17 protein-coding genes are annotated in these 20,277 nt (G+C 68.6%); 10 read left to right on the top strand and 7 right to left on the bottom strand.

Going from position 1 to position 20,277, the window contains the following annotated elements:
* Window positions 1-16 precede the first annotated feature (16 nt).
* Both ACJMK0_RS13925 and ACJMK0_RS13920 read right to left on the bottom strand, forming a co-directional pair.
* On the bottom strand, window positions 17-1,768 hold the full coding sequence (locus ACJMK0_RS13925; RefSeq protein ID WP_405239028.1) for a phosphoenolpyruvate carboxykinase (GTP): 1,752 nt from the start codon (window positions 1,766-1,768) through the stop codon (window positions 17-19).
* Between the two features lie 186 nt (window positions 1,769-1,954).
* On the bottom strand, window positions 1,955-2,536 hold the full coding sequence (locus ACJMK0_RS13920) for a phasin family protein (RefSeq protein WP_405239026.1): 582 nt from the start codon (window positions 2,534-2,536) through the stop codon (window positions 1,955-1,957).
* A 319-nt stretch (window positions 2,537-2,855) separates the two neighbouring features.
* Here ACJMK0_RS13920 and ACJMK0_RS13915 point away from each other — a divergent pair, with 319 nt between their 5' ends.
* The 6 genes from ACJMK0_RS13915 (at window position 2,856) to ACJMK0_RS13890 (ending at window position 8,986) form a co-directional block, all read left to right on the top strand.
* Window positions 2,856-4,787, top strand: coding sequence for an ATP-dependent DNA helicase (locus ACJMK0_RS13915; RefSeq protein WP_405239024.1), 1,932 nt, complete (start codon window positions 2,856-2,858; stop codon window positions 4,785-4,787).
* A complete protein-coding gene (tsaB, locus tag ACJMK0_RS13910) occupies window positions 4,784-5,440 on the top strand; it encodes a tRNA (adenosine(37)-N6)-threonylcarbamoyltransferase complex dimerization subunit type 1 TsaB (RefSeq protein WP_405239022.1) in 657 nt (218 codons plus the stop codon). Before ACJMK0_RS13915 ends, tsaB begins: the two co-directional genes overlap by 4 nt.
* A 47-nt stretch (window positions 5,441-5,487) precedes the next feature.
* Entirely contained in the window at window positions 5,488-6,183 is a 696-nt protein-coding gene (phoB, locus tag ACJMK0_RS13905; protein ID WP_405239020.1) for a phosphate regulon transcriptional regulator PhoB, read from the top strand.
* Entirely contained in the window at window positions 6,183-7,523 is a 1,341-nt protein-coding gene (gene phoR / locus ACJMK0_RS13900; RefSeq protein ID WP_405239019.1) for a phosphate regulon sensor histidine kinase PhoR, read from the top strand. The genes phoB and phoR overlap by 1 nt, the downstream gene beginning before the upstream one ends.
* 208 nt (window positions 7,524-7,731) lie before the next feature.
* Window positions 7,732-8,445: a phosphate signaling complex protein PhoU gene (gene phoU, locus ACJMK0_RS13895; RefSeq protein ID WP_405239017.1), complete on the top strand. Its 714-nt coding sequence runs from the start codon at window positions 7,732-7,734 to the stop codon at window positions 8,443-8,445.
* A gap of 40 nt (window positions 8,446-8,485) precedes the next feature.
* Entirely contained in the window at window positions 8,486-8,986 is a 501-nt protein-coding gene (locus ACJMK0_RS13890; RefSeq protein ID WP_405239015.1) for a disulfide bond formation protein B, read from the top strand.
* A gap of 4 nt (window positions 8,987-8,990) precedes the next feature.
* Here ACJMK0_RS13890 and dapE read toward each other — a convergent pair whose 3' ends face one another.
* A complete protein-coding gene (gene dapE / locus ACJMK0_RS13885) occupies window positions 8,991-10,163 on the bottom strand; it encodes a succinyl-diaminopimelate desuccinylase (protein WP_405239013.1) in 1,173 nt (390 codons plus the stop codon).
* A 191-nt stretch (window positions 10,164-10,354) separates the two neighbouring features.
* On the opposite strand from dapE, the gene ACJMK0_RS13880 reads away from it, so the two are divergent.
* From ACJMK0_RS13880 to pstB, 4 genes are all read left to right on the top strand, one after another.
* Window positions 10,355-11,398 (top strand): substrate-binding domain-containing protein, encoded by a 1,044-nt coding sequence (locus ACJMK0_RS13880; protein ID WP_405239077.1) that lies wholly within the window; start codon window positions 10,355-10,357, stop codon window positions 11,396-11,398.
* A 98-nt stretch (window positions 11,399-11,496) separates the two neighbouring features.
* Window positions 11,497-12,885, top strand: a complete 1,389-nt coding sequence (gene pstC / locus ACJMK0_RS13875; protein ID WP_405239011.1) for a phosphate ABC transporter permease subunit PstC — start codon at window positions 11,497-11,499, stop codon at window positions 12,883-12,885.
* Window positions 12,882-14,171, top strand: a complete 1,290-nt coding sequence (gene pstA / locus ACJMK0_RS13870) for a phosphate ABC transporter permease PstA (RefSeq protein WP_405239009.1) — start codon at window positions 12,882-12,884, stop codon at window positions 14,169-14,171. Before pstC ends, pstA begins: the two co-directional genes overlap by 4 nt.
* A 38-nt stretch (window positions 14,172-14,209) precedes the next feature.
* The gene (gene pstB, locus ACJMK0_RS13865; protein WP_405239007.1) at window positions 14,210-15,151 is read left to right on the top strand and encodes a phosphate ABC transporter ATP-binding protein PstB; all 942 of its coding nucleotides are present in this window, start codon (window positions 14,210-14,212) and stop codon (window positions 15,149-15,151) included.
* A 21-nt stretch (window positions 15,152-15,172) separates the two neighbouring features.
* Here pstB and ACJMK0_RS13860 read toward each other — a convergent pair whose 3' ends face one another.
* From ACJMK0_RS13860 to glnD, 4 genes are read right to left on the bottom strand one after another with little or no spacing between them, the layout of a single operon-like run.
* The gene (locus ACJMK0_RS13860; RefSeq protein WP_405239005.1) at window positions 15,173-15,532 is read right to left on the bottom strand and encodes an arsenate reductase; all 360 of its coding nucleotides are present in this window, start codon (window positions 15,530-15,532) and stop codon (window positions 15,173-15,175) included.
* A 31-nt stretch (window positions 15,533-15,563) separates the two neighbouring features.
* On the bottom strand, window positions 15,564-16,382 hold the full coding sequence (dapD, locus tag ACJMK0_RS13855; RefSeq protein ID WP_405239003.1) for a 2,3,4,5-tetrahydropyridine-2,6-dicarboxylate N-succinyltransferase: 819 nt from the start codon (window positions 16,380-16,382) through the stop codon (window positions 15,564-15,566).
* A 29-nt stretch (window positions 16,383-16,411) separates the two neighbouring features.
* The gene (gene dapC / locus ACJMK0_RS13850; protein ID WP_405239001.1) at window positions 16,412-17,602 is read right to left on the bottom strand and encodes a succinyldiaminopimelate transaminase; all 1,191 of its coding nucleotides are present in this window, start codon (window positions 17,600-17,602) and stop codon (window positions 16,412-16,414) included.
* Window positions 17,603-17,604: 2 nt separating this feature from the next.
* Window positions 17,605-20,277 carry a [protein-PII] uridylyltransferase gene (glnD, locus tag ACJMK0_RS13845; protein ID WP_405238999.1) on the bottom strand — a complete coding sequence of 891 codons (2,673 nt, stop codon included), beginning with the start codon at window positions 20,275-20,277 and terminating at the stop codon, window positions 17,605-17,607.

Genomic DNA, 20,277 nt, shown 5'->3' with positions numbered 1-20,277 from the left:
GCGCGGCCGGCGCCGCTCAGGAAGCCTTCGCCAGCTTCTCCATCACGGCGCCGTGTTCGGCCAGCAGACGCTCGGGCGTGCGCTCGCCGAACGAGCGCAGATACTCGCCGACCGCCTCCATCTCCGTCTGCCACTGCGCCGGATCGACGGCGAGCAGCGCCTCCATGACGGCCGGATCGATCTCGAGTCCTTCGGTGTCGATGTCGCCTTTCTTCGGCAGCAGACCCACCGGCGTCTCGACGGCATCGGCGCGGCCCTCGCAGCGGTCGATGATCCAGCGCAGCACCCGCAGGTTCTCGCCGAAACCCGGCCACAGGAAGCGGCCATCGCCGTCGCGGCGGAACCAGTTCACGTGGAAGATGCGGGGCAGCGCGAGCGGCCGGTCGGCGAGCGACAGCCAGTGCGCCCAGTAGTCGGCGAAGTTGTAGCCGCAGAAGGGCTTCATCGCCATCGGATCCCGGCGCACCACGCCCACCTTGCCGGTGGCCGCCGCGGTGGTCTCCGACGCCACGCTCGCGCCCACCAGCACGCCGTGGGTCCAGTCCTTCGCCTCGTAGACCAGCGGCGCCAGTTCCCGGCGTCGGCCGCCGAAGACGATGGCCGAGATGGGCACGCCCTCGGGCGCCTCCGCCAGTGACGAGTAGCTCGGGTTCTGTTTCGCCGACACCGTGAAGCGGGAATTGGGGTGGGCGGCGGGACCGTGTTCAGGGTCGTAGTCGCGGCCGCGCCAGTCGACGGCGGGCTCGCCCTGCTTCTTCTCTTCCCACCACGGCTCGTTGTCGGCCGTCACCGCGACATTGGTATAGATGGTGTCGCTGCGGATCATGTCGTAGGCGTTCTTGTTGGTCTTCGCGTTGGTGCCCGGCACCACGCCGAAGTAGCCCGCCTCCGGGTTGATGGCCCGCAGCCGGCCGTCCTCGTCCGGGTGCAGCCAGGCGATGTCGTCGCCCAGGGTCCAGATCTTCCAGCCCGGCTGGGAGGCGGGCGGGATGAGCATGGCGAGGTTGGTCTTGCCGCAGGCCGACGGGAAGGCGCAGGCCAGGTAATGGACCTCGCCTTCCGGGCTCTCGACGCCGACGATGAGCATGTGCTCGGCCAGCCAGCCCTCCTGGCGCGCCTGCCAGCTGGCGATGCGCAGCGCATGGCACTTCTTGCCGAGCAGCGCGTTGCCGCCGTAACCGGAGCCGATGCTGCGGATGGCGAGCTCCTCCGGGAAATGCATGATGTAGCGGTTGTCCGGGTCCAGATCGCCGGTGGAGTGCATGCCCTTGACGAAGGTGCCATCGCGCTCGATGCGCTCGAGCGCGGCGTCGCCCATGCGGGTCATGAGCTTCATGTTGGCGACCACGTAGGGGCTGTCGGTGATCTCCACACCGCAGCGCGAGTAGGGTGAGTTCACCGGTCCCATGCAGTAGGGGATGACGTACATCGTGCGGCCCTGCATGCAGCCGTCGAACAGCGCGTCGAGCTTCGCGTGCGCCTCGGCCGGATCCATCCAGTTGTTGTTGGGGCCGGCATCGGCCTCGCGGCGGGTGCAGACGAAGGTGAGGTGTTCCACCCGCGCGACGTCCGAGGGGTCGGAGCGGTGCAGGTAGCAGTTGGGGTAGGAGTCCTGGTTCAGTTCCACGAGATCACCGGACTCCAGCATCTTCTGGATGAAGTTCTCGTATTCGCTATCGCTGCCGGTACACCAGAAAATGTCGTCCGGCCGGGTCAGACGGGCCACCTCGTCGACCCAGTCACTGAGGCTCTTCAACGTCGTACTCATCGTGCTCTCTTGCGCTGGCGGCTGGGGGAATTCCCGGAGTCCTTTCCCGGAGAGGGCCGGTATTATACCCACGAGACCGCGGAGTGCATTCCCTCTCCGTGCGCAATGCGCAACTCCCGCTGCAGAAACAAAAACGCCGCCGGATCGGTGAATCCGGCGGCGTAAGAGACTTATGTCAGACGGGGATCACGCGGCGGCTGCCGAGCTGGTCCCTCCCGTCTCGACCTGCCGTGCCTTCTTGGCAACCTTGGTTGCCGTCCGGCGGGTCTTCTTGGCGGCTTTCTTCTTGGTCTTGGCCGCTTTCTTCTTGGCCGTCTTCTTGGCGGGCTTCACTGCCTTCTGGCGGAAGTCCGTGACGGTGCTTTTCACGACCTCGCCCACGTCCTCGGCGGCGTCGCCGAAGATGGTCACGGTGCCGCGCACGTTATCGACGACGCGCGACGTGGTGGCCGGGATGAGGTTGGCCTGGGTCTTCACCAGCGCGCCCAGGCTCTCGGCACGGGCGGCGGCCTTCAGTCGGGCACCGGCGGCGTCCAGCGTGGACTCGACCGTCTTCGTCTGGTGCTTGACCAGCTTCTCGGTCGTCTTGTGAGAGATGGTGGCCAGACGCAGGGTCATGTCGGAGATCCGACGGACCGGGGTCTTGCCCTTCGTGACCCAGTCACCGGCGCGCTCGACGCCGTCCTGAGCTGCGGAAATCACGGACTCGACGCGACCACGGGCGTCTTCCGCGGCACGATTGAAAATGTTCTCGACACTGATGTTCATTGGGCACCTCCTCGGTTGCTGCGCTGCATCATTGTTGCATTGCACAATAAGCCATGTCAGCGGGCTTGTCAAGCACCCGGAAGGCCTGAAGCGAGGGCATTGGGAGGCATTTTTCCGGCTTCGTAAACCATTGAATGGCCGTGGAATAATTCCACTGTAAAGAGGCCCGGCCGCGGGTTGCCCCGGGCTCCGGTCTCGCGGCGGCCGCGCCCGGCGGGAGTTGCGCATGCGCGGCCCGGCCGTCCGGCCTATTATCGAGTCCCGCGGCTCGGAAGTGAGCAGTGCAGGCGGCGCGCGGCAGCGAGTATAGTCTGCGCCCATGCAGAGCTTCCGCGACCTCTTCGGGGACGACAGTCCGCTCGCCGCGACGGTGCCGGGCTTCCGGCCGCGCGCCGCCCAGGCGATGATGGCGGAGGCCGTGGCCGACGCGCTGGCGGCGCAGGAACCCCTGGTGGTGGAGGCCGGCACCGGCATCGGCAAGACCTTCGCCTACCTCATCCCGACGCTGGGGAGCGGCCGGCGCACGATCATCTCCACCGGCACCCGGGCGCTGCAGGATCAGCTGTTCCATCGGGACCTGCCCACGGTGACCCGGGCCATCGGCCAGCCGCTGTCCACGGCGCTCCTGAAGGGCCGGGCCAATTATCTCTGCCTGCACCGGCTGGATCAGGCGGCGGGCACGCCGGCGGCCGCGCGCTTCCGGCGCGAGCTGGCCCTCCTCGAGCGCTGGAAGCACGAGACCCGCAGCGGCGACCGCCGCGAGGTGGTGGATATAGAAGAGGAGTCGGGCGTGTGGCCGCTGGTGACGTCCACCGCCGAGAACTGCCTCGGGCAGAAGTGCCCGTTCTTCGACGACTGCTTCGTCGTGCATGCCCGCCGGGCGGCCCAGAAGGCCGACGTGGTGGTGGTGAACCATCACCTGCTGCTCGCGGACCTGGCCATGAAGGAGGAGGGCTTCGTGGATTTCCTGCCGGGGGCCGAAGCGCTCATCCTGGACGAGGCGCACCAGATACCGGACCTGGCCACCCGCTTCTTCGGCATCATGGCCGGCACCCGCCAGGTGGAGAACCTGCTGGACGACGCCGCCGCATTCACGTTCGCGCTGGGCGGGGCGGAGCTGCGCCAGGCGATCGGCGCCGTAGCGGATGCGGTGCGGGGCGTGGTGGGCGCGGCGCCGCGGGAAGGCGGCCGCTACGAGCTGGGCGGCCAGCGGGGCGCGCTGGGGCAACCGCTGGCCGCGCTGCGCGGCCGCCTCGCCGAGCTGCACGAGGCGCTGAAGGACGTGGCCGGCGAATCCGCGGAAGTGGAAGCCGTGGCCGAGCAGCTCTACGACGTACACGCCCGCCTCACGGCCGCCACCGACGAGGACGAGGAGGCCGGCCTGTACTGGTTCGACGTCAACCGCCGCTCGGTGCGTTTCCACCTGACGCCGCTGGACGTCGCCGGCCGGCTGCGGGCGCTGATCGACATGAGCGAGGCGCCGTGGGTGTTCACCTCGGCCACGCTCGCCGTGGGCGAAGACTTCAGCCATTTCCTCGGCCGGATGGGCCTGGACGACGCCCGCACGCTGCAGTTCCCCAGCCCCTACCGCCTGGCGGAACGGGCACGCATCTACCTGCCGCCGGGCCTGCCCCAGCCGTCGGCCCGGGGCTACACCGAGGCCGCCATGGAGGCCGCTGCGCCGCTGCTGGAGATGACCGCCGGCGGCCTGTTCTTCCTGTTCACTAGCTACCGCGCGCTCGGCATCGCGGCCGACTGGTGGCGGGAGCGCCGCAAGCGTCTGGACGGCCGAGAGCTGCTGGTGCAGGGCGAGGCGCCCCGGGCGGACCTGCTGGAGCGGTTCCGGGCGGCCGGCAACGCGGTGCTGCTCGGCACGGGCACGTTCTGGGAGGGGGTCGACGTGCGCGGCACGGCACTCACGGGCGTGGTGATCGACAAGCTGCCGTTCACCTCGCCGGGAGATCCCCTGCTGATGGCCCGCACCGAGTTCATCCGCCGCCAGGGCGGCAACCCGTTCATGGAGCATCAGCTGCCGGAGGCGGTGCTCACCATGAAGCAGGGCGTGGGGCGCCTGATCCGCGATCACGACGACTACGGGGCGATAGTGCTGTGCGATCCGCGCATCGGCACGCGGCGCTACGGGCCGGTCTTCCTGCAGGCGCTCGCCCCGATGGCGACCGTGACCGAGCCCGATGCCCTGGCGGAGTTCTACGCCCGCCACGAGACGGCGGGCGAGGCGGCGGTCTCGTGAAGATCCTCGCCCTCGAGACCTCGGCCGATGCCTGCTCCGCCGCCCTGTGGGTGGACGGTGAAGTGGCGGGCCGCTACGAGGAACAGCCCCGACGGCACGTGGAGCTGATCCTGCCCATGGTGCGCGGCCTCCTGGCCGAAGCGGATCTGCGCATGGGAGCACTGGACGGCATCGCCTTCGGCGCAGGGCCCGGCTCGTTCACCGGGGTGCGCATCGCCGTGTCCGCCGCCCAGGGTTTCGGCCTGGCGGCCGGGCTGCCGCTGGTGCCGGTCTCCTCGCTGGCCGCGCTGGCGTCTCGCGCACTCGCGGAGGGTGCGCGCCGGGTCTACGTCAGCCAGGACGCGCGCATGGGCGAGGTCTACGCCGGGGCCTGGGAGGAGGGCGTCGACGGGCTGCGCACGCTGGTCGCAGACCGGCTCACGGCCCCGGCGGGCGTGCAGCCCGCCGAGGGGGACTGGTGGCTGGCCGGTGGCGGCTGGGACCGTTATCCGGAGATGGTGCCCGCCGGCGGCGTGGATACCGGTCTGCGTTTTCCCCGCGCCCACGAGGTGGCGGCGCTGGCCGTGCCCCGCTTCGCCGCCGGCGACACGCTGGCGCCCCGGGATGCGGAGCCCGCGTACCTGCGCCGGACCGTTGCGCAGCAGGCGTCGTAACCGGACTGTAATGTAGAATTGCTCTAATCGCGCTCCATGGAGCCGATATGACGACAGCGCGCCGCATACTGGTAGTCGAGGACGAAGCCCCCATCCGGGAGATGATCGCGTTTCATCTGTCGCGGGCCGGTTTCGAGGTGGACGAGGCCGCCGACTGCCGTCAGGCGCGGGAGCTTCTGGCCGACCATCGGCCGGACCTGGCCATTATCGACTGGATGCTGCCGGACATGAGCGGACTCGAGCTGACGCGCTCGCTGAAACGGGATTCCACCTTCGAGGACCTGGCCGTCATCATGCTGACGGCCCGGGCGGAGGAGCAGGACAAGGTGAGCGGCCTGGAAGGCGGCGCCGACGACTACATCACCAAGCCGTTCTCCTCCCGCGAACTCATCGCCCGCATCAATGCGGTGCTGCGGCGGTCCGGCGTCTCCGGCGACGAGATCGTGAGCGTCGGCGACCTCGAGCTGGACGTGGCCGGGCACCGGGTCAGCGTCGGCGGCGCTGAGGTCCAGCTCGGCCCCACGGAATACCGGCTGCTGAAATTCCTGATGACCCATCCGGAGCGGGTGTACAGCCGCGGCCAGCTGCTGGATCGCGTCTGGGGCGCCAACGTCTACGTGGAGGAGCGCACCGTGGACGTGCACATCCGCAGGCTGCGCAAGGCGCTGTCGGCCCGCAATGCCGAACACTACATCCAGACCGTGCGCGGGGCCGGCTACCGATTCTCTTCGCGGGACGGCTGATGCCCTCGGCGTGGACGAATGCGCTGCTCAAGGCCGCCGGCGTCATCGGCCTGGGAGTCTTCATCGGCTGGCTGTACGGCTATGCCCTGCCCGGGGCTCTGATCGGCGCGCTGGCCGTGATCGCTGTCCACTTGAATATGCTGTTCCGCCTGGAGCGCTCGCTGCGGACCCGCAGCCGCATCCAGGTGCCGGACGGCACGGGCATCTGGCCGCAGGTGCTCGCCCGCATCGATTACCTGAAGCAGCGGGCCAAGAAGCACAAGCGCCGCCACCACCGCACGCTCAAGGAGATCCGCGCCTCCACCAATGCCATGCCCGACGGCGGCATCGTGCTGAACGAGGCCTCCGAGATCACCCGCTACAACTCGGCCGCGGAGTATCTGGTGGGGCTGCGGCCGCGGCGCGACCGGGGCCAGCGGGTGGACAATCTGATACGGCATCCCGCCTTCGTGAGCTATCTGCGCGACGGCGACTACTCGGGCTCGGTGACCATCCCCTCGCCGCTGCGCGACGACGGCTGGCTGACCTGCCGCATCGTGCCCTACGGCGAAGGCCAGCGGCTGCTGCTGGTGCGCGACGTCACGGAGCAGGCGCGGCTCGCGCGCATGCGTCGGGATTTCGTGGCGAACGCCTCCCACGAGCTGCGCTCGCCGCTCACCGTGATCGGCGGCTATCTGGAGGCCATGTCGGAGGACACGGAGATGCCGCCCTCCTGGCAGCGGCCGGTCGCGGAGATGCAGCGCCAGGCCGCCCGCATGAAGGAGATACTGGACTCGCTGCTGGAGCTGTCCCGGCTCGAGTCGGGCAGTGAGGCGCGCACCGACACCCGGGTGGACGTCGCGGAACTGCTCCGGGAGTCCGTGGCCGAGCTGGATCGCCCGGACGGCGGCCCGGCCGTTAAGCTGCGGCTCGAGTCGCGGGCGCAGCTGTACGGCAATCCGGTGGAGATCCGCTCGATCATCACCAATCTGCTGTCCAATGCCGTGCGTTACACCCCGGCGGACGGCAGCGTGACGCTGAGCTGGCAGTCCGACGGCGAGAGCGCCGCACTCGCGGTGGAGGATACCGGCGTCGGCATCGCGGAGCAGGACATCCCCCGGCTGACCGAGCGTTTCTTCCGCGTGAACCGGGGCCGCAGCCGCGAAGACGGCGGCGTTGGTCTGGGTCTCGCCATCGTCAAGCACGCGCTCGGGCGCCACGATGCCACCCTGGAGGTGGAGAGCCGGCCGGGGGAGGGCAGCCGCTTCGTCTGCCGGTTCCCCGCCGCGCGGCTGGTGCGTGCCGAGGCCGTGCCGATCCCGCGGGGGACGGCCGGGGGCGATCGCTCGGCGACGGGCTGATTCGTACGCAGCGGGGAGCCGATGAGCGGATTTTGGCGTATAGCAATGTATGCACAATGCATTGCCGTTGTATGAGTGAAGTAATTACAAATTATCGCCAGGAGCATGGCAGAACTGGTACACTCTGCGGCGTGAACGAGTTACGGCCGCGGACGTGGAGACGTTTCCGCCATCGTTCATGGCGCAGGCTCGAGAGAGGACGCAACGCATGCAGACGACGGATCTGACCCATCACATATCCCGCCGCTTCAACAAGGACCTGGAGGCGTTGCGCAACAACGTCCTGTCCATGGGCGGACTGGTGGAGTCCCAGCTCGAGCGCGCGGTCGAGGCCGTGGTCAGCGGCGACAGCGAACTGGGGCTGCAGGTGGCCTATGACGACTACAAGGTCAATCATCTCGAGGTGAGTATCGACGAGGAATGCAGCCGCATCCTCGCCACCCGCGCGCCCACCGCGAGCGATCTGCGCCTGATCGTCGCCATCATCAAGACCATCACCGACCTCGAGCGCATCGGCGACGAGGCCGAGAAGATCGGTTTCCTCGCCTCCAAGCTCGCCGAGATGGACCGCCCGGCCGGCTCCTACCGGGAGCTGAAGAACCTGGGCGGTCAGGTGAGCCGGATGGTGCGTCAGGCCATGGACGCCTTCGCCCGGCTGGATGTGCAGGCCTCACTGGCGGTGGTGAAGGACGACGAGATGGTGGACGAGGAATACGAGACCATCCAGCGCCAGTGCATGACCTTCATGATGGAGGACCCACGCAGCATCAAGCGGGTGATGAACGTGACCTGGGCGGCGCGGGCGCTGGAGCGCATCGGCGACCACGCCAAGAACATCTGCGAGTACGTGATCTACATGGTCCACGGCAAGGACATCCGGCACACGGATATCGACGCCCTGGACGAGCAGCAGCCCGCCTGATCGCCACACCGCCTCCGTCAGCATGACCGCCTCGGATTTCATGACGCGCCGCTATGCCAATCTCGCGGGCCTGCTCGCCTGCGTGGCGATGATGGGCTTCGCCCTGTATTCGGAGTACGTGCTCCTGCTGGAGCCGTGTCCGCTGTGCGTCTTTCAGCGGGTGGCCACGATCGGGCTGGGCGCGGTCTTCCTGCTCGCCTTCCTGCACAATCCCGCGGGCTGGGGCGCCCGGGTCTACGGCGTGCTGGTCTTCGCCGCCGCCGCCGCCGGCGCCGGCGTCGCCGGGCGCCACGTCTGGGTGCAGAATCTGCCCGCCGACGAGGTGCCTGCCTGCGGCGCCGGGCTGGATTATCTGATGAACACGGTGCCCCTGACCGAGGTGATCCGCGAGGTCCTCTCCGGCTCCGGGGAATGCGCGGAGCTGAAATGGTCGTTCCTGGGGCTCAGCATGCCGGCCTGGGTGCTGATCTGCCTGACCATCCTCGGCCTGTTCGGCCTGATCGCGAATCTCAGGCTGCCCGCGCGCCGCGGCGCCGGCTGAGGGCTCAGCCGCCCAGCAGACGCGCCAGGATGCGCTCGTAGACCGCCGTCAGGCGGACGATGTCCTCCACCCGCACGTGCTCGTCGATCTTGTGGATCGAGGCATTCACCGGGCCCAGTTCCACCACCTGCGCCCCCGCCGGCGAGATGAAGCGCCCGTCCGAGGTGCCGCCGCCGGTGGAGAGTTCCGGCGCGACGCCGAGTTCCTCCCGCACCGCGGCGGTGACGGCGTCGGTCAGCGCGCCTTCCTCGGTCAGGAAAGGCTTGCCGGACAGGTGCCAGTGCAGCTCGTAGTCCAGACCGTGGCGATCGAGTATGGACTCCACGTGGGCCGCCAGGCTCTCGTGGGTCCACTCGGTGGAATAGCGGAAGTTGAAGCGCGCATTCAGCTCGCCGGGGGTCACGTTCGGGGCGCCGATGCCGGCCTGCACGTTCACCACCTGGAAGCTGGTGGGCGGGAAGTACTCGTTGCCGTCGTCCAGCGGCGTGGCGTAGAGCTCGGCCAATGCCGGGGCGAAACGCTGGATCGGGTTGTCGGCCAGCTGGGGGTAGGCGACGTGGCCCTGGATGCCGCGGACCTTGAGGATGCCGCTCAGTGAGCCCCGTCGCCCGTTGCGTACGATGTCGCCGAGCGCGGCCTGGCTGGACGGCTCGCCCAGCACGCACCAGTCGATGTGTTCGCCGCGCTCCTGCAGCGTCTCGATCACCCGCTTCGTGCCGTCCCGCGCCGGTCCTTCCTCGTCGCTGGTGATGAGGAAGGCGATGGAGCCGCCGTGGTCCGGATGCGCCGCGAGGAAGCGTTCGGTCGCCACCAGCATGGCGGCCAGGCTCGACTTCATGTCCGCGGCGCCCCGGCCGTAGAGCAATCCGTCGCGGAAGGTCGGCTCGAAGGGATCACTGGACCATGCCTCCAGGTCGCCCGGCGGGACCACGTCCGTATGGCCGGCGAAGCAGAACACGGGATCCGACCCGCCCCGGCGGGCCCACAGATTGTCCGTGTCACCGAAGCGCAGATGCTCTATCCTGAAGCCCAGGTCGGCCAGGCGCCCGGCCATGAGAGGCTGGCAGCCGGCGTCCTCGGGTGTCACCGACCGGCGGCGGATCAGTTCGCAGGCGAGACTTACCGGTTCCTCAGCAGCGAACGCATTTTCGTCGTGGACGACGGTGATATCGGACATTAAAAATATCTTATAACTAATTGATAAGAAAATATTAGCGTTGAACCTGGTGGCGTACGAAGAGAACCACCTGCAATATTTCCGTAACATTGCAGGACTATCCTCTGCGTCCCCGAACATCGCCTGAACCGCGGGAGTAAATCGTGAGCAAGAGAAGCACAGCTCCGGGCCGAATCGCAACCATGGCCAGGATGGCAACCGTCGCCGGCATCGGCATCGGCATCGGCCTGCTCGTGGCCGGTACCGCCATCGCCCAGAGTGGCCGCAGCTACATCTACATCGTCGGTTCGTCGACGGTCTATCCGTTCACCACGGTGGTGGCCGAGCGCTTCGGCAAAACCACCCAGTTCCGCACGCCCAAGGTCGAGTCGACCGGCTCCGGCGGCGGCTTCAAGCTGTTCTGCGCCGGTGTGGGCGTGGACCATCCGGACGTCACGAATTCGTCCCGCCGGGTGAAGGCGTCCGAGCTCGACATGTGCGCGGAGAACGGGGTGACCGACGTCATCGAGGTCAAGATCGGCTACGACGGCATCGTGATGGCCAACGCCGTGGAGTCCGAGCAGTACCGGCTGAGCCGCCGCGACATCTTCCTGGCACTCGCCAAGGAAGTCCCGGATCCCGACGGCGGCGAGAAGCTGGTGCCGAATCCCTACACGGTCTGGAACGAGGTGGACCCGAACCTGCCCGAAATCGAGATCGAGGTGCTGGGACCGCCGCCCACCTCGGGTACGCGCGACGCGTTCGTGGAGCTCGCCATGGAGGGCGGCTGCCAGACGTTCGACTGGATCGCGGCCCTCGAGGACGAGGACGAGACCCGCTACAAGACGATCTGCCACTCCATCCGCGAGGACGGCGTCTACGTGGAAGCGGGCGAGAACGACAACCTCATCGTCCAGAAGCTGGAGGCCAACCCGGACGCCCTCGGTATCTTCGGCTTCAGCTTCCTGGATCAGAACATCGAGAAGGTGCACGGCTCGTTCATCGACGGCGTCGAGCCGACCTTCGAGAAGATCGCCTCGGGCGACTACCCGGTGTCCCGGCCGCTGTATTCCTACGCCAAGGTGGCCCATGTCGGCGTCATTCCCGGTATGAGAGAATTCCTGCGCGAAATGACGAGCGAGCGCGCGTGGGGCGACGACGGCTACCTGGCCGAGCGCGGTCTGATCCCCATGCCGGAGCCGGAGCGGGCCAGGGTGCTGGCCGCCGTGGAATCGCTGACCCCGATCCGACTCTGAGCCGGGGCCGGAGCGGACGACAATAACGAGAGACGAGGGACGCGCGGCGGTCCGCCGGCCGCCGCGCGAAACCCGCGCCACGATGGAAGGGTGACCGAATGCAGCCCGAGACACTGCTGCTGATCCTGCTGTTCCTCTGCGCTGCAGCCTACCGTCTCGGCCGCGGCCGTTCCCTGACCACGGCGGGCGGCGACCGGCCGATGGCACGCCTGCATTCCCTGCCGAGCTACTACGGCTACTTCACCGCCATCTGGTGCCTGCTGCCCGGGCTCGCCATCATCCTGCTGTGGATCACGCTGGAACCCAGGGTGATTACCGCGCTCATGGTCGACCGGCTGCCCGAGTCGGTGCGCGACCTGTCCTCCGGCGCGCTCGATCTCGCCGTCAACGACATCCGCAACCTCGCCGCCGGGGACGTGGTCAGCACCAACGTCGACGCGGAGATGCGGGCGGCGGCGGATTTCTACCTGGAGACGCGGGCGAGGAGCCGGCTGCTGCTCACGATTTTCGTGCTGGCGGCGGCCGTGGGCGGCGCGACCCTGGCGTGGCGGCGCATCTCGCCGGGTTTCCGCGCCCGCAATCACGTCGAGCGCGTCATCCAGAGTGCCCTGCTCGCCGCCTCGACCATCGCCGTCCTGACCACGGTCGGTATCGTCCTTTCGGTGCTGTTCGAATCCATCCTTTTCTTCCGCAAAGTCCCGATCACCGAGTTCCTGTTCGGGCTGGAGTGGAGCCCCCAGACTGCCATCCGCGCCGACCAGGTGGGCTCCTCCGGCGCCTTCGGCGCCGTGCCGCTGTTCACCGGCACGCTGCTCATCACCGCCATCGCCATGTTCGTGTCCGTGCCCATCGGACTCATGACGGCGATATTCCTGACCGAATACGCGCGCTCGAGCTTCCGCTCCACCGCCAAGCCGCTGCTCGAGGTGCTGGCGGGTATCCCCACCGTGGTGTACGGCTTCTTCGCGGCACTGACCGTGGCGCCGCTGATACGGGAGGTCGGCACCAGTATCGGCCTGGACGTGGCCTCGGAGAGCGCGCTGGCGGCCGGACTGGTCATGGGCATCATGATCATCCCGCTGGTCTCGTCCCTGTCCGACGACGCCATCACGGCGGTGCCCCGGGCCATGCGTGACGGCTCGTTCGCCCTGGGCGCGACGCGCTCCGAGACGGTGAAGCTGGTGATACTGCCGGCGGCCCTGCCCGGTATCGTCGGCGGCATCCTGCTGGCGGTCTCGCGGGCCATCGGCGAGACCATGATCGTGGTGATGGCCGCCGGTCTTGCCGCGAACCTGACCGGCAATCCCCTGGAAGCGGTGACCACCGTGACCGTGCAGATCGTGACCCTGCTGGTGGGCGACCAGGAATTCGACAGTGCCAAGACCCTGGCGGCCTTCGCCCTCGGCCTCGTGCTGTTCCTGGTGACGCTGGTGCTGAACGTGATCGGCCTCAGGGTCGTGCGCAAATACCGGGAGCAGTACGAATGAGCGACGGCAGGAAGACGGCACGGCAACTCATGGAGGCGGGGCTGCCCCGGCGCTACGGCCGCGAGCGCCGGTTCCGGGTGCTGGGCATGCTGGCGGTCTCCGTCGGGCTGACATTCCTGGTGCTGTTCTTCGCCAGCATCGTCGCGAGCGGCTACAAGGCCTTCGCGCAGTCCCAGGTGGCGCTGGACGTCTATCTGGATCCGGCCCTCATCTCGCCGACGGGGGCGACGAACCCCGAGGCGCTGGCCCTGGGTGACTATTCCGGTCTGGTGCGAGAGAGTCTCTACGACCTGTTCCCGGAGGTGAGCGGCCGGCGCGACCGCCGCGCGCTCGCGCAGCTGGTCAGCGTGGGCGCGTCCTACCAGCTGCAGAATCTGGTGGCGGCCGAGCCGGACGCGATCGGCGAGACCCGCCGGGTGTGGGTGCCGGCCAGCGCCGACGTGGACATGGTGGTGAAGGGCAGTATCGACCGCACGCTGCCCGAGGAGTCCCGGCCCGTGAAGGACCGGGAACTCGTCTGGATCGACCGGCTGACCGAGACGGGGCGGCTGCAGCTCAAGTTCAACACCGCGCTGTTCACGAACGGCGATTCCCGGGACCCGGAGCTCGCCGGCATCCGCGGCGCCCTGATGGGGTCGTTCTACATGCTGCTGGTCACCGTGGCACTGGCGTTCCCGATCGGCGTGGCGGCGGCGGTCTATCTCGAGGAGTTCGCGCCGCGCAACCGCTGGACCGACCTCATCGAGGTGAACATCAACAACCTGGCGGCCGTGCCCTCCATCGTGTTCGGGCTGCTCGGGCTCGCCGTGTTCATCAACTGGGCGTCGCTGCCGCGCTCCTCGCCGCTGGTCGGCGGGCTGGTGCTGTCGCTGATGACGCTGCCGGTGATCATCATCGCCGCGCGCGCCTCCATCAAGGCCGTGCCGCCGTCCATCAAGGAGGCCGCGCTCGGCCTGGGCGCGTCGAAGATGCAGATGGTGTTCCAGCACGTGCTGCCGCTGGCGCTGCCGGGTATCCTCACCGGCACCATCATCGGCATGGCCCGGGCGCTGGGCGAGACGGCGCCGCTGCTCATGATCGGCATGGTGGCCTTCATCGTCGACATCCCCCAGGGCCCGCTGGACCCCTCGGCCGCGCTGCCGGTGCAGGTCTATCTCTGGGCCGACAGCCCCGAGCGCGCCTTCGTGGAGCGCACCTCCGCGGCGATCATCGTGCTGCTCGGATTCCTGCTGGTGATGAACCTCACCGCCGTATTGTTGCGGCGGCGTTTCGAGCGCAGCTTTTAGACAGTCCGCCGTTGAGGCGGGCAGGGAACTGTAAGAGAATGAAGCCCGAATTCAGGACCGACATCGACCCCACGGCGGCCGCAGGCCGCGCTCAACAAGGACCGATCTCCCCAGTGGCCGACGATCAATTGACCCCGAGCGCCTCCGCGGCACCCGTCGTCGAGGAGTACCGCCGCGAGCAGGACGAGCGCGCCTACGAGACCGTCGGGAACGCCCGCGCGAAGCGGCCGTTCCTGTGCACCGAGCACGTGGACGTCTACTACGAAGACAATCACGCGATCATCGACGTCAGCCTGGAGATCGGCCAGAACGAGGTGATCGCGCTGATCGGCCCGTCCGGCTGCGGCAAGTCCACCTATCTGCGCTGCCTGAACCGCATGAACGACACCATCGAGTCGGCGCGGGTCACGGGCAAGATCACGCTGGACGGCCAGGACATCTACGATCGCAGCATGGACGTGGTGGCCCTGCGCGCCCGGGTGGGCATGGTGTTCCAGAAGCCCAACCCGTTCCCGAAGTCCATCTACGACAACGTCGCCTACGGGCCGCGCATCCACGGCCTGGCCGCGAACCGGGCGGAGCTGGACGAGATCGTGCACAACAGCCTCGAGCGCGCGGGTCTGCTGGCCGAGGTGAAGGATCGCCTGGACGAGCCGGGCACCGGCCTGTCGGGCGGTCAGCAGCAGCGGCTGTGCATCGCACGCACCATCGCGGTCAGCCCGGAGGTGATCCTGATGGACGAGCCCTGCTCGGCGCTGGACCCCATCGCCACCGCCCGCATCGAGGACCTGATCGACGAGCTGCGCGAGAACTACGCCATCGTGATCGTCACCCACTCCATGCAGCAGGCGGCGCGGGTGTCACAGCGCACGGCGTACTTCCACCTGGGCAAGCTGATCGAGGTGGACGATACCGACCGGGTCTTCACCAACCCCCAGCACAAGCTCACCGAGGACTACATCACCGGCCGCTTCGGCTGAGCGGGGCCGTCCGCGGACCCCTCAGGTGGCGAATATGCGGCCGTAGGCCTCGGCGTCGAAACCCACCACCATCCGCTTGCGGCTCTCGATCACGGGCCGCTTGATCAGCGTGGGATTCTCCAGCATCAGCGCGAGCGCGCCGGCCCGGCTGAGGTTCTGGCGGTCGAGTTCCGGTATGCGCCGCCAGGTCAGGCTGCGCTTGTTCAGCAGCGCCTCCCACTCCACCCGGTCGGCCCAGCGCTCCAGCATCTGGATGGTGACGCCGTCGTCGCGCACGTCATGGAACCGGTGTTCGATATCGTGCTCCTGCAGCCATTGCAGCGCCTTGCGGCAGCTGTCGCAGCTCTTCAGTCCGTAGATGTCGATGGTCGCCTCTCCCATGGCTATGTCCCGATGGCTATGTCACGAGGGCTCAGTCCAGATTGCGCAGCAGTTCGTTCAGGCCGACCCTGGCCTTCGTCTTCTCGTCGACCCGCTTGACGATGACGGCGGCATACAGCGAATGGCTGCCGTCTGCCGCCGGCAGATTGCCGGGTACGACGACGCTGCCCGCGGGTACGCGGCCGTAGCTTATCTCGCCGCTCTCGCGGTCGTAAATGCGCGTGCTCTGGCCGATGTACACGCCCATGGAGATCACCGCCCCGCGCTCGACGATGACGCCCTCGACGACCTCCGAGCGCGCGCCGATGAAGCAGTCGTCCTCGATGATGGTCGGCGCCGCCTGCAGCGGTTCCAGCACGCCGCCGATGCCGACGCCGCCCGACAGGTGCACGTTGGCGCCGATCTGGGCGCAGCTGCCGACGGTGGCCCAAGTGTCCACCATGGTACCCGAGCCGATCCAGGCGCCGATGTTCACGTAGGAGGGCATGAGGACGACGTCGGGTGCCACGTAGGCGCCGCGGCGCACCTGGGCGTCCGGTACCACGCGCACGCCGTCGGCGCGGAAGCGTTCCAGGTCGTAATCGGCGTACTTCAGGCCCACCTTGTCGTAGTAGCGGGTGTGGCCGCCCTCGACCACGCGGTTGTCCGAGAGGCGGAAGTAGAGCAGCACCGCCTTTTTCAGCCAGTCGTTCACCACCCAGCCGTCCGGCCCCGGCTCGGCTACCCGGGCCCGGCCGCTGTCCAGTTCGGCGAGCGCGGCCGCGACGGCATCGGCCACCGCCGTATCGCCGGGACGGAGTTCGCCGCGGCGCTCCCACGCCTGCTCGATGGTGTCGCGGATATCGCTCATCGTCGTTCCTCTTGCGTCGTTGCTGTTCGTTATTGCCGGCGGGCGAGGGCGAACTCGCGGATGCGCCGGGCGGCTTCCACGCAGTCGTCCGGCGGCGCCACCAGCGACAGCCGCAGGCGCCCGGCGCCCGGGTTCGCGCCGCCGGCCTCGCGGCCCAGGTAGGAGCCCGGCAGCGTCACCACGTTGGTGGCGGCGTAGAGTTCCCGTGCGTAGCGCTCGTCGTCGCCGTCGACGCCCACCCAGAGGTAGAACGAGGCCGCCGGCGCCTCCACGTCGAGGACGTCGGCGAGCAGGGGCGTGACCTCACGGAACTTGCGCGCATACAGGCGGCGATTCGCCTCCACGTGGGCGTCGTCCGCCCAGGCCGCGACGCTCGCGCGCTGGGTGGGTACGGGCATGGCGCAGCCGTGGTAGGTGCGGTAGCGGCGGTACTCGGCCATGATCCGAGCGTCGCCGGCGACGAAGCCGGAGCGCAGGCCGGGGATATTGGAGCGCTTCGACAGGCTGTGGAAGGCGATGCAGCGGGCGTAATCGTCGCGGCCGAGGTCGCGGCAGACCTCCAGCAGCGAGACCGGCGCCTCGTCCAGATAGATGTCGGCGTAGCACTCGTCGGCCGCGATCACGAAGTCGTGCCGGTCGGCCAGCTCGAGCAGTTCCCGGTAGAAGGCGCCGTCCAGCACCGCGCCGGTGGGATTGCCGGGCGAGCAGACGTAGACCAGGGCCGTCTGCGCCCAGACCCGTTCCGGTACGTCCGCCAGGCGGGGACGGAAGCCGGTCTCCGGCAGGGTGGGCAGGTACCAGGGCTCGGCACCGGCGAGCAGCGCCGCTCCCTCGTAGATCTGGTAGAACGGGTTCGGCATGGCCACGTAGCTGCCCGCGGCCGGATCGACCACCGCCTGGGCGAAGGAGAACAGGCCCTCCCGGGTGCCGTTCACGGGCAGGATGCCGTTGCCCGGGTCGACGCGCACACCGAAGCGCCGCTCGAGCCAGTCGGCACAGGCCTCGCGCAGCTCGTCCAGCCCCAGCGAGACGGGATAGACGCCGGCTCCCTCCGCCAGCGCCGCCTCCAGCGCCTCCAGGATGAAAGCGGGTGTCTCGTGCCGGGGCTCGCCGATGGACAGTGCTATGCGGCCGAGGCCGGCCGGCGGCTCGACGCCCGCCAGCAGCTCCGCGAGCTGTTCGAACGGGTAGGGGTGCAGGCGCCGGATCAGCGGGTTCACGGTCAGGCCGCCTCGCCGAGGCGCTGGTCGAGCGTGCGGCTGAGTGCCTCGCGCACCGTGGCGTCCAGCGGCTGCTGGTCGTGCCCGGTCAGGTAGAACACGTCCTCGGCGCGCTCGCCGATGGTGAGGATCTTCGCCGCCTTGATCTCGACGCCCAGTTCGCGGAAGACCTTGCCCACCGCCAGCAGCAGGCCCGGCCGGTCGCCGGCGACCAGCTCCATGATGGTCCGTCCCCCGGCCTTGTCGGCGGCGAAGCTGATCTGGGTGGGCGTGCGAAACATGCGCACCTGCCGCGGCGCGCGGCGGGTGACGCGGGCATCCCAGTCGTCGCCCCGGCGCACGACCTGCGTCACCCGGGTGAGGATCTCCTCCAGGCGGTCGCCGTCCGGCGCCTGCTCGGCCTGCCCGACCTCCATGACGATGTAGGTATCCATGCTGTAGCCGTTGCGGGTGGGCGTGATGCGGGCATCCAGGATGCTGAGCCCGAGCTCGTCGATCACCGCCGTGGCGTTGGCGAAGGTGTGGTAGCGCTGCGGCGTGTACAGGAACAGCGCAATGCTGCCGGTGTCCTCCAGCGCGCGCACGGCGATCAGCGGCTGCTCCAGCTCGTCCCGGTGCGCGGCCATGAACTCGGTCTGCCAGGCGATCTCGTCGGCGCCGTGGCGCAGGAAGTACTCCGGATTCTGCAGTGCCCAGACCCGGTCGATGTCCGAGTCGGCGACGCCGGCGGCCGCCAGCGCCGCGCGGGCCTCGCGCTGGGTCTCGGCGATCAGCTCGTCCTTGTCGATGGGGTTCTCGAGGCCACGGCGCAGCGCCCGTTTGGTGAGCTCGTACAGGTCCTCGAACAGGCTCGCCTTCCAGGAATTCCACAGCTTGGGGTTGGTGCCGCGCACGTCCGCCACCGTCAGCACGTACAGGTAGTCGAGGTGGGTCTGGTCGCCCACCAGCGCGGCGAATTCGTTGATGACCGCCGGGTCGCTGATGTCCTTCTTCTGCGCCGTGGTGGACAGGGCCAGGTGGTGGCGCACCAGCCAGGCGACCATGCGGGCCTCGTAGCGGGACAGGCCGTGCTCCAGGCAGAAGGCCTCGGCGTCGACCGCGCCCAGCTCGGAGTGATCGCCTCCGCGGCCCTTGGCGATGTCGTGGAACAGCCCGCCCAGGTAGGCGATCTCCGGCTTCTCCAGCGCCTGCATCACCGCGCTCGGGTGCGGGTACTCGTGGTCGAACTGGTGCAGCCGGAAGCGGCGCAGGTTGCTGACCACGAACAGGGTGTGTGCGTCGACGGTGTAGGCGTGGAACAGGTCGTACTGCATGCGCCCGACGATGCGCCCGAAGGAGGGGATGTACAGCCCGAGGACGCCGTACAGGTTCATGCGCCGCAGCTCGTGGGTGACGCCCCGGGGCGCGCGCAGGATCTCCAGGAACAGGCGGTGATTGCGGGGGCTCTGGCGGAACTCCTCGTCGATGAGGTGCAGGCTGCGCTTGATCAGCCCCACGGTCCAGGCGCTGACGCCCTTGATGTCGCTGTGCTTCTGCAGCAGCGTGAACAGCTCCAGCAGCGCGGACGGGTCGCGCTCGAAGACCTCGTCATTGGCGGTCTGCAGGAAGCCGTTACGTACCTGGAAGCGCTCGTTCAGCGGCTCCGGCTCGGCGTCCGGGTCGAGCAGGATGGCCTCCTGGAAGAGCTGCAGCAGGATCTCGTTCAGCCGCGACAGCTCCATGACGGTGCGGTAGTAGCGCTGCATCATCTGCTCGACCGCCAGCGTGTAGGAGGCGTCCTCGTAGCCCAGCATCTGCGCGAGCTTCACCTGGTGGTCGAACAGGAGGCGGTCCTCGCGGCGTCCGGTCAGCACGTGCAGGGCGAAGCGCACCTTCCACAGGAAACTGCGGCCCTCGATCAACCGGTCGAGCTGGCCCGGCGTCAGGAAGCGGTGGTCGACCAGCTCCGCCAGGCCCTCGGCGCCGAAGTGGCGCTTGGCGATCCAGCCGATCATCTGGATGTCGCGCAGCCCGCCCGGGCTGCCCTTGACGTTCGGCTCCAGGTTGTAGGCGGTGTCGTGATAGCGGTGGTGGCGCTCGATCTGCTCCGTGCGCTTGGCCTCGAAGAACTCGCGGGACGACCACATGCGGTCGGGTCCGATGCGCTCGCGCATGGCGTCGAAGTTCGCCGCGGGGCCCGCGAGCAGCCGCGCCTCCATCAGCGTGGTCATGACGGTGACGTCGGCGCGGGCCTCACGCTCGCAGTCGGCCACCGTGCGCACGCTGTGGCCGATCTCCAGGCCCACGTCCCACAGCGCGGTGAGGAAGTCGCTGAGCCAGCCGGTCTCCTGTTCCCCGTCGGGCAGCAGGACCATGACGTCGATATCGGAGCAGGGGTGCAGCTCGCCGCGCCCGTAGCCGCCGACGGCCACCAGCGCGGCCGCCGGATCGTCGGCATAGCAGTCCCAGAGGTGGTGCAGCAGGCGGTCGATGAGGGCGGCCCGGGCCACCACGAGCCGGTCCACGGCTGCGCCGGCGCGGAAACGCTCCACCAGATTCTCGTCGGCCTCCGCCAGTCCCTCCCGCAGCGACAGGGGCTCGACGTCGCGCCGGCAGGCGCCCAGATGCCCTTCCAGGACGGCGATGGCCGGGTCGGTGCCGCCTTTCTCCCGGATCCCGCCGGCGCTCGTGTTCAC

The organism is Lentisalinibacter orientalis, assembly GCF_040706535.1.
GTDB classification, from domain to species: domain Bacteria; phylum Pseudomonadota; class Gammaproteobacteria; order Steroidobacterales; family Woeseiaceae; genus Lentisalinibacter; species Lentisalinibacter orientalis.
This window is presented reverse-complemented; position numbering and strand designations above follow the sequence as displayed.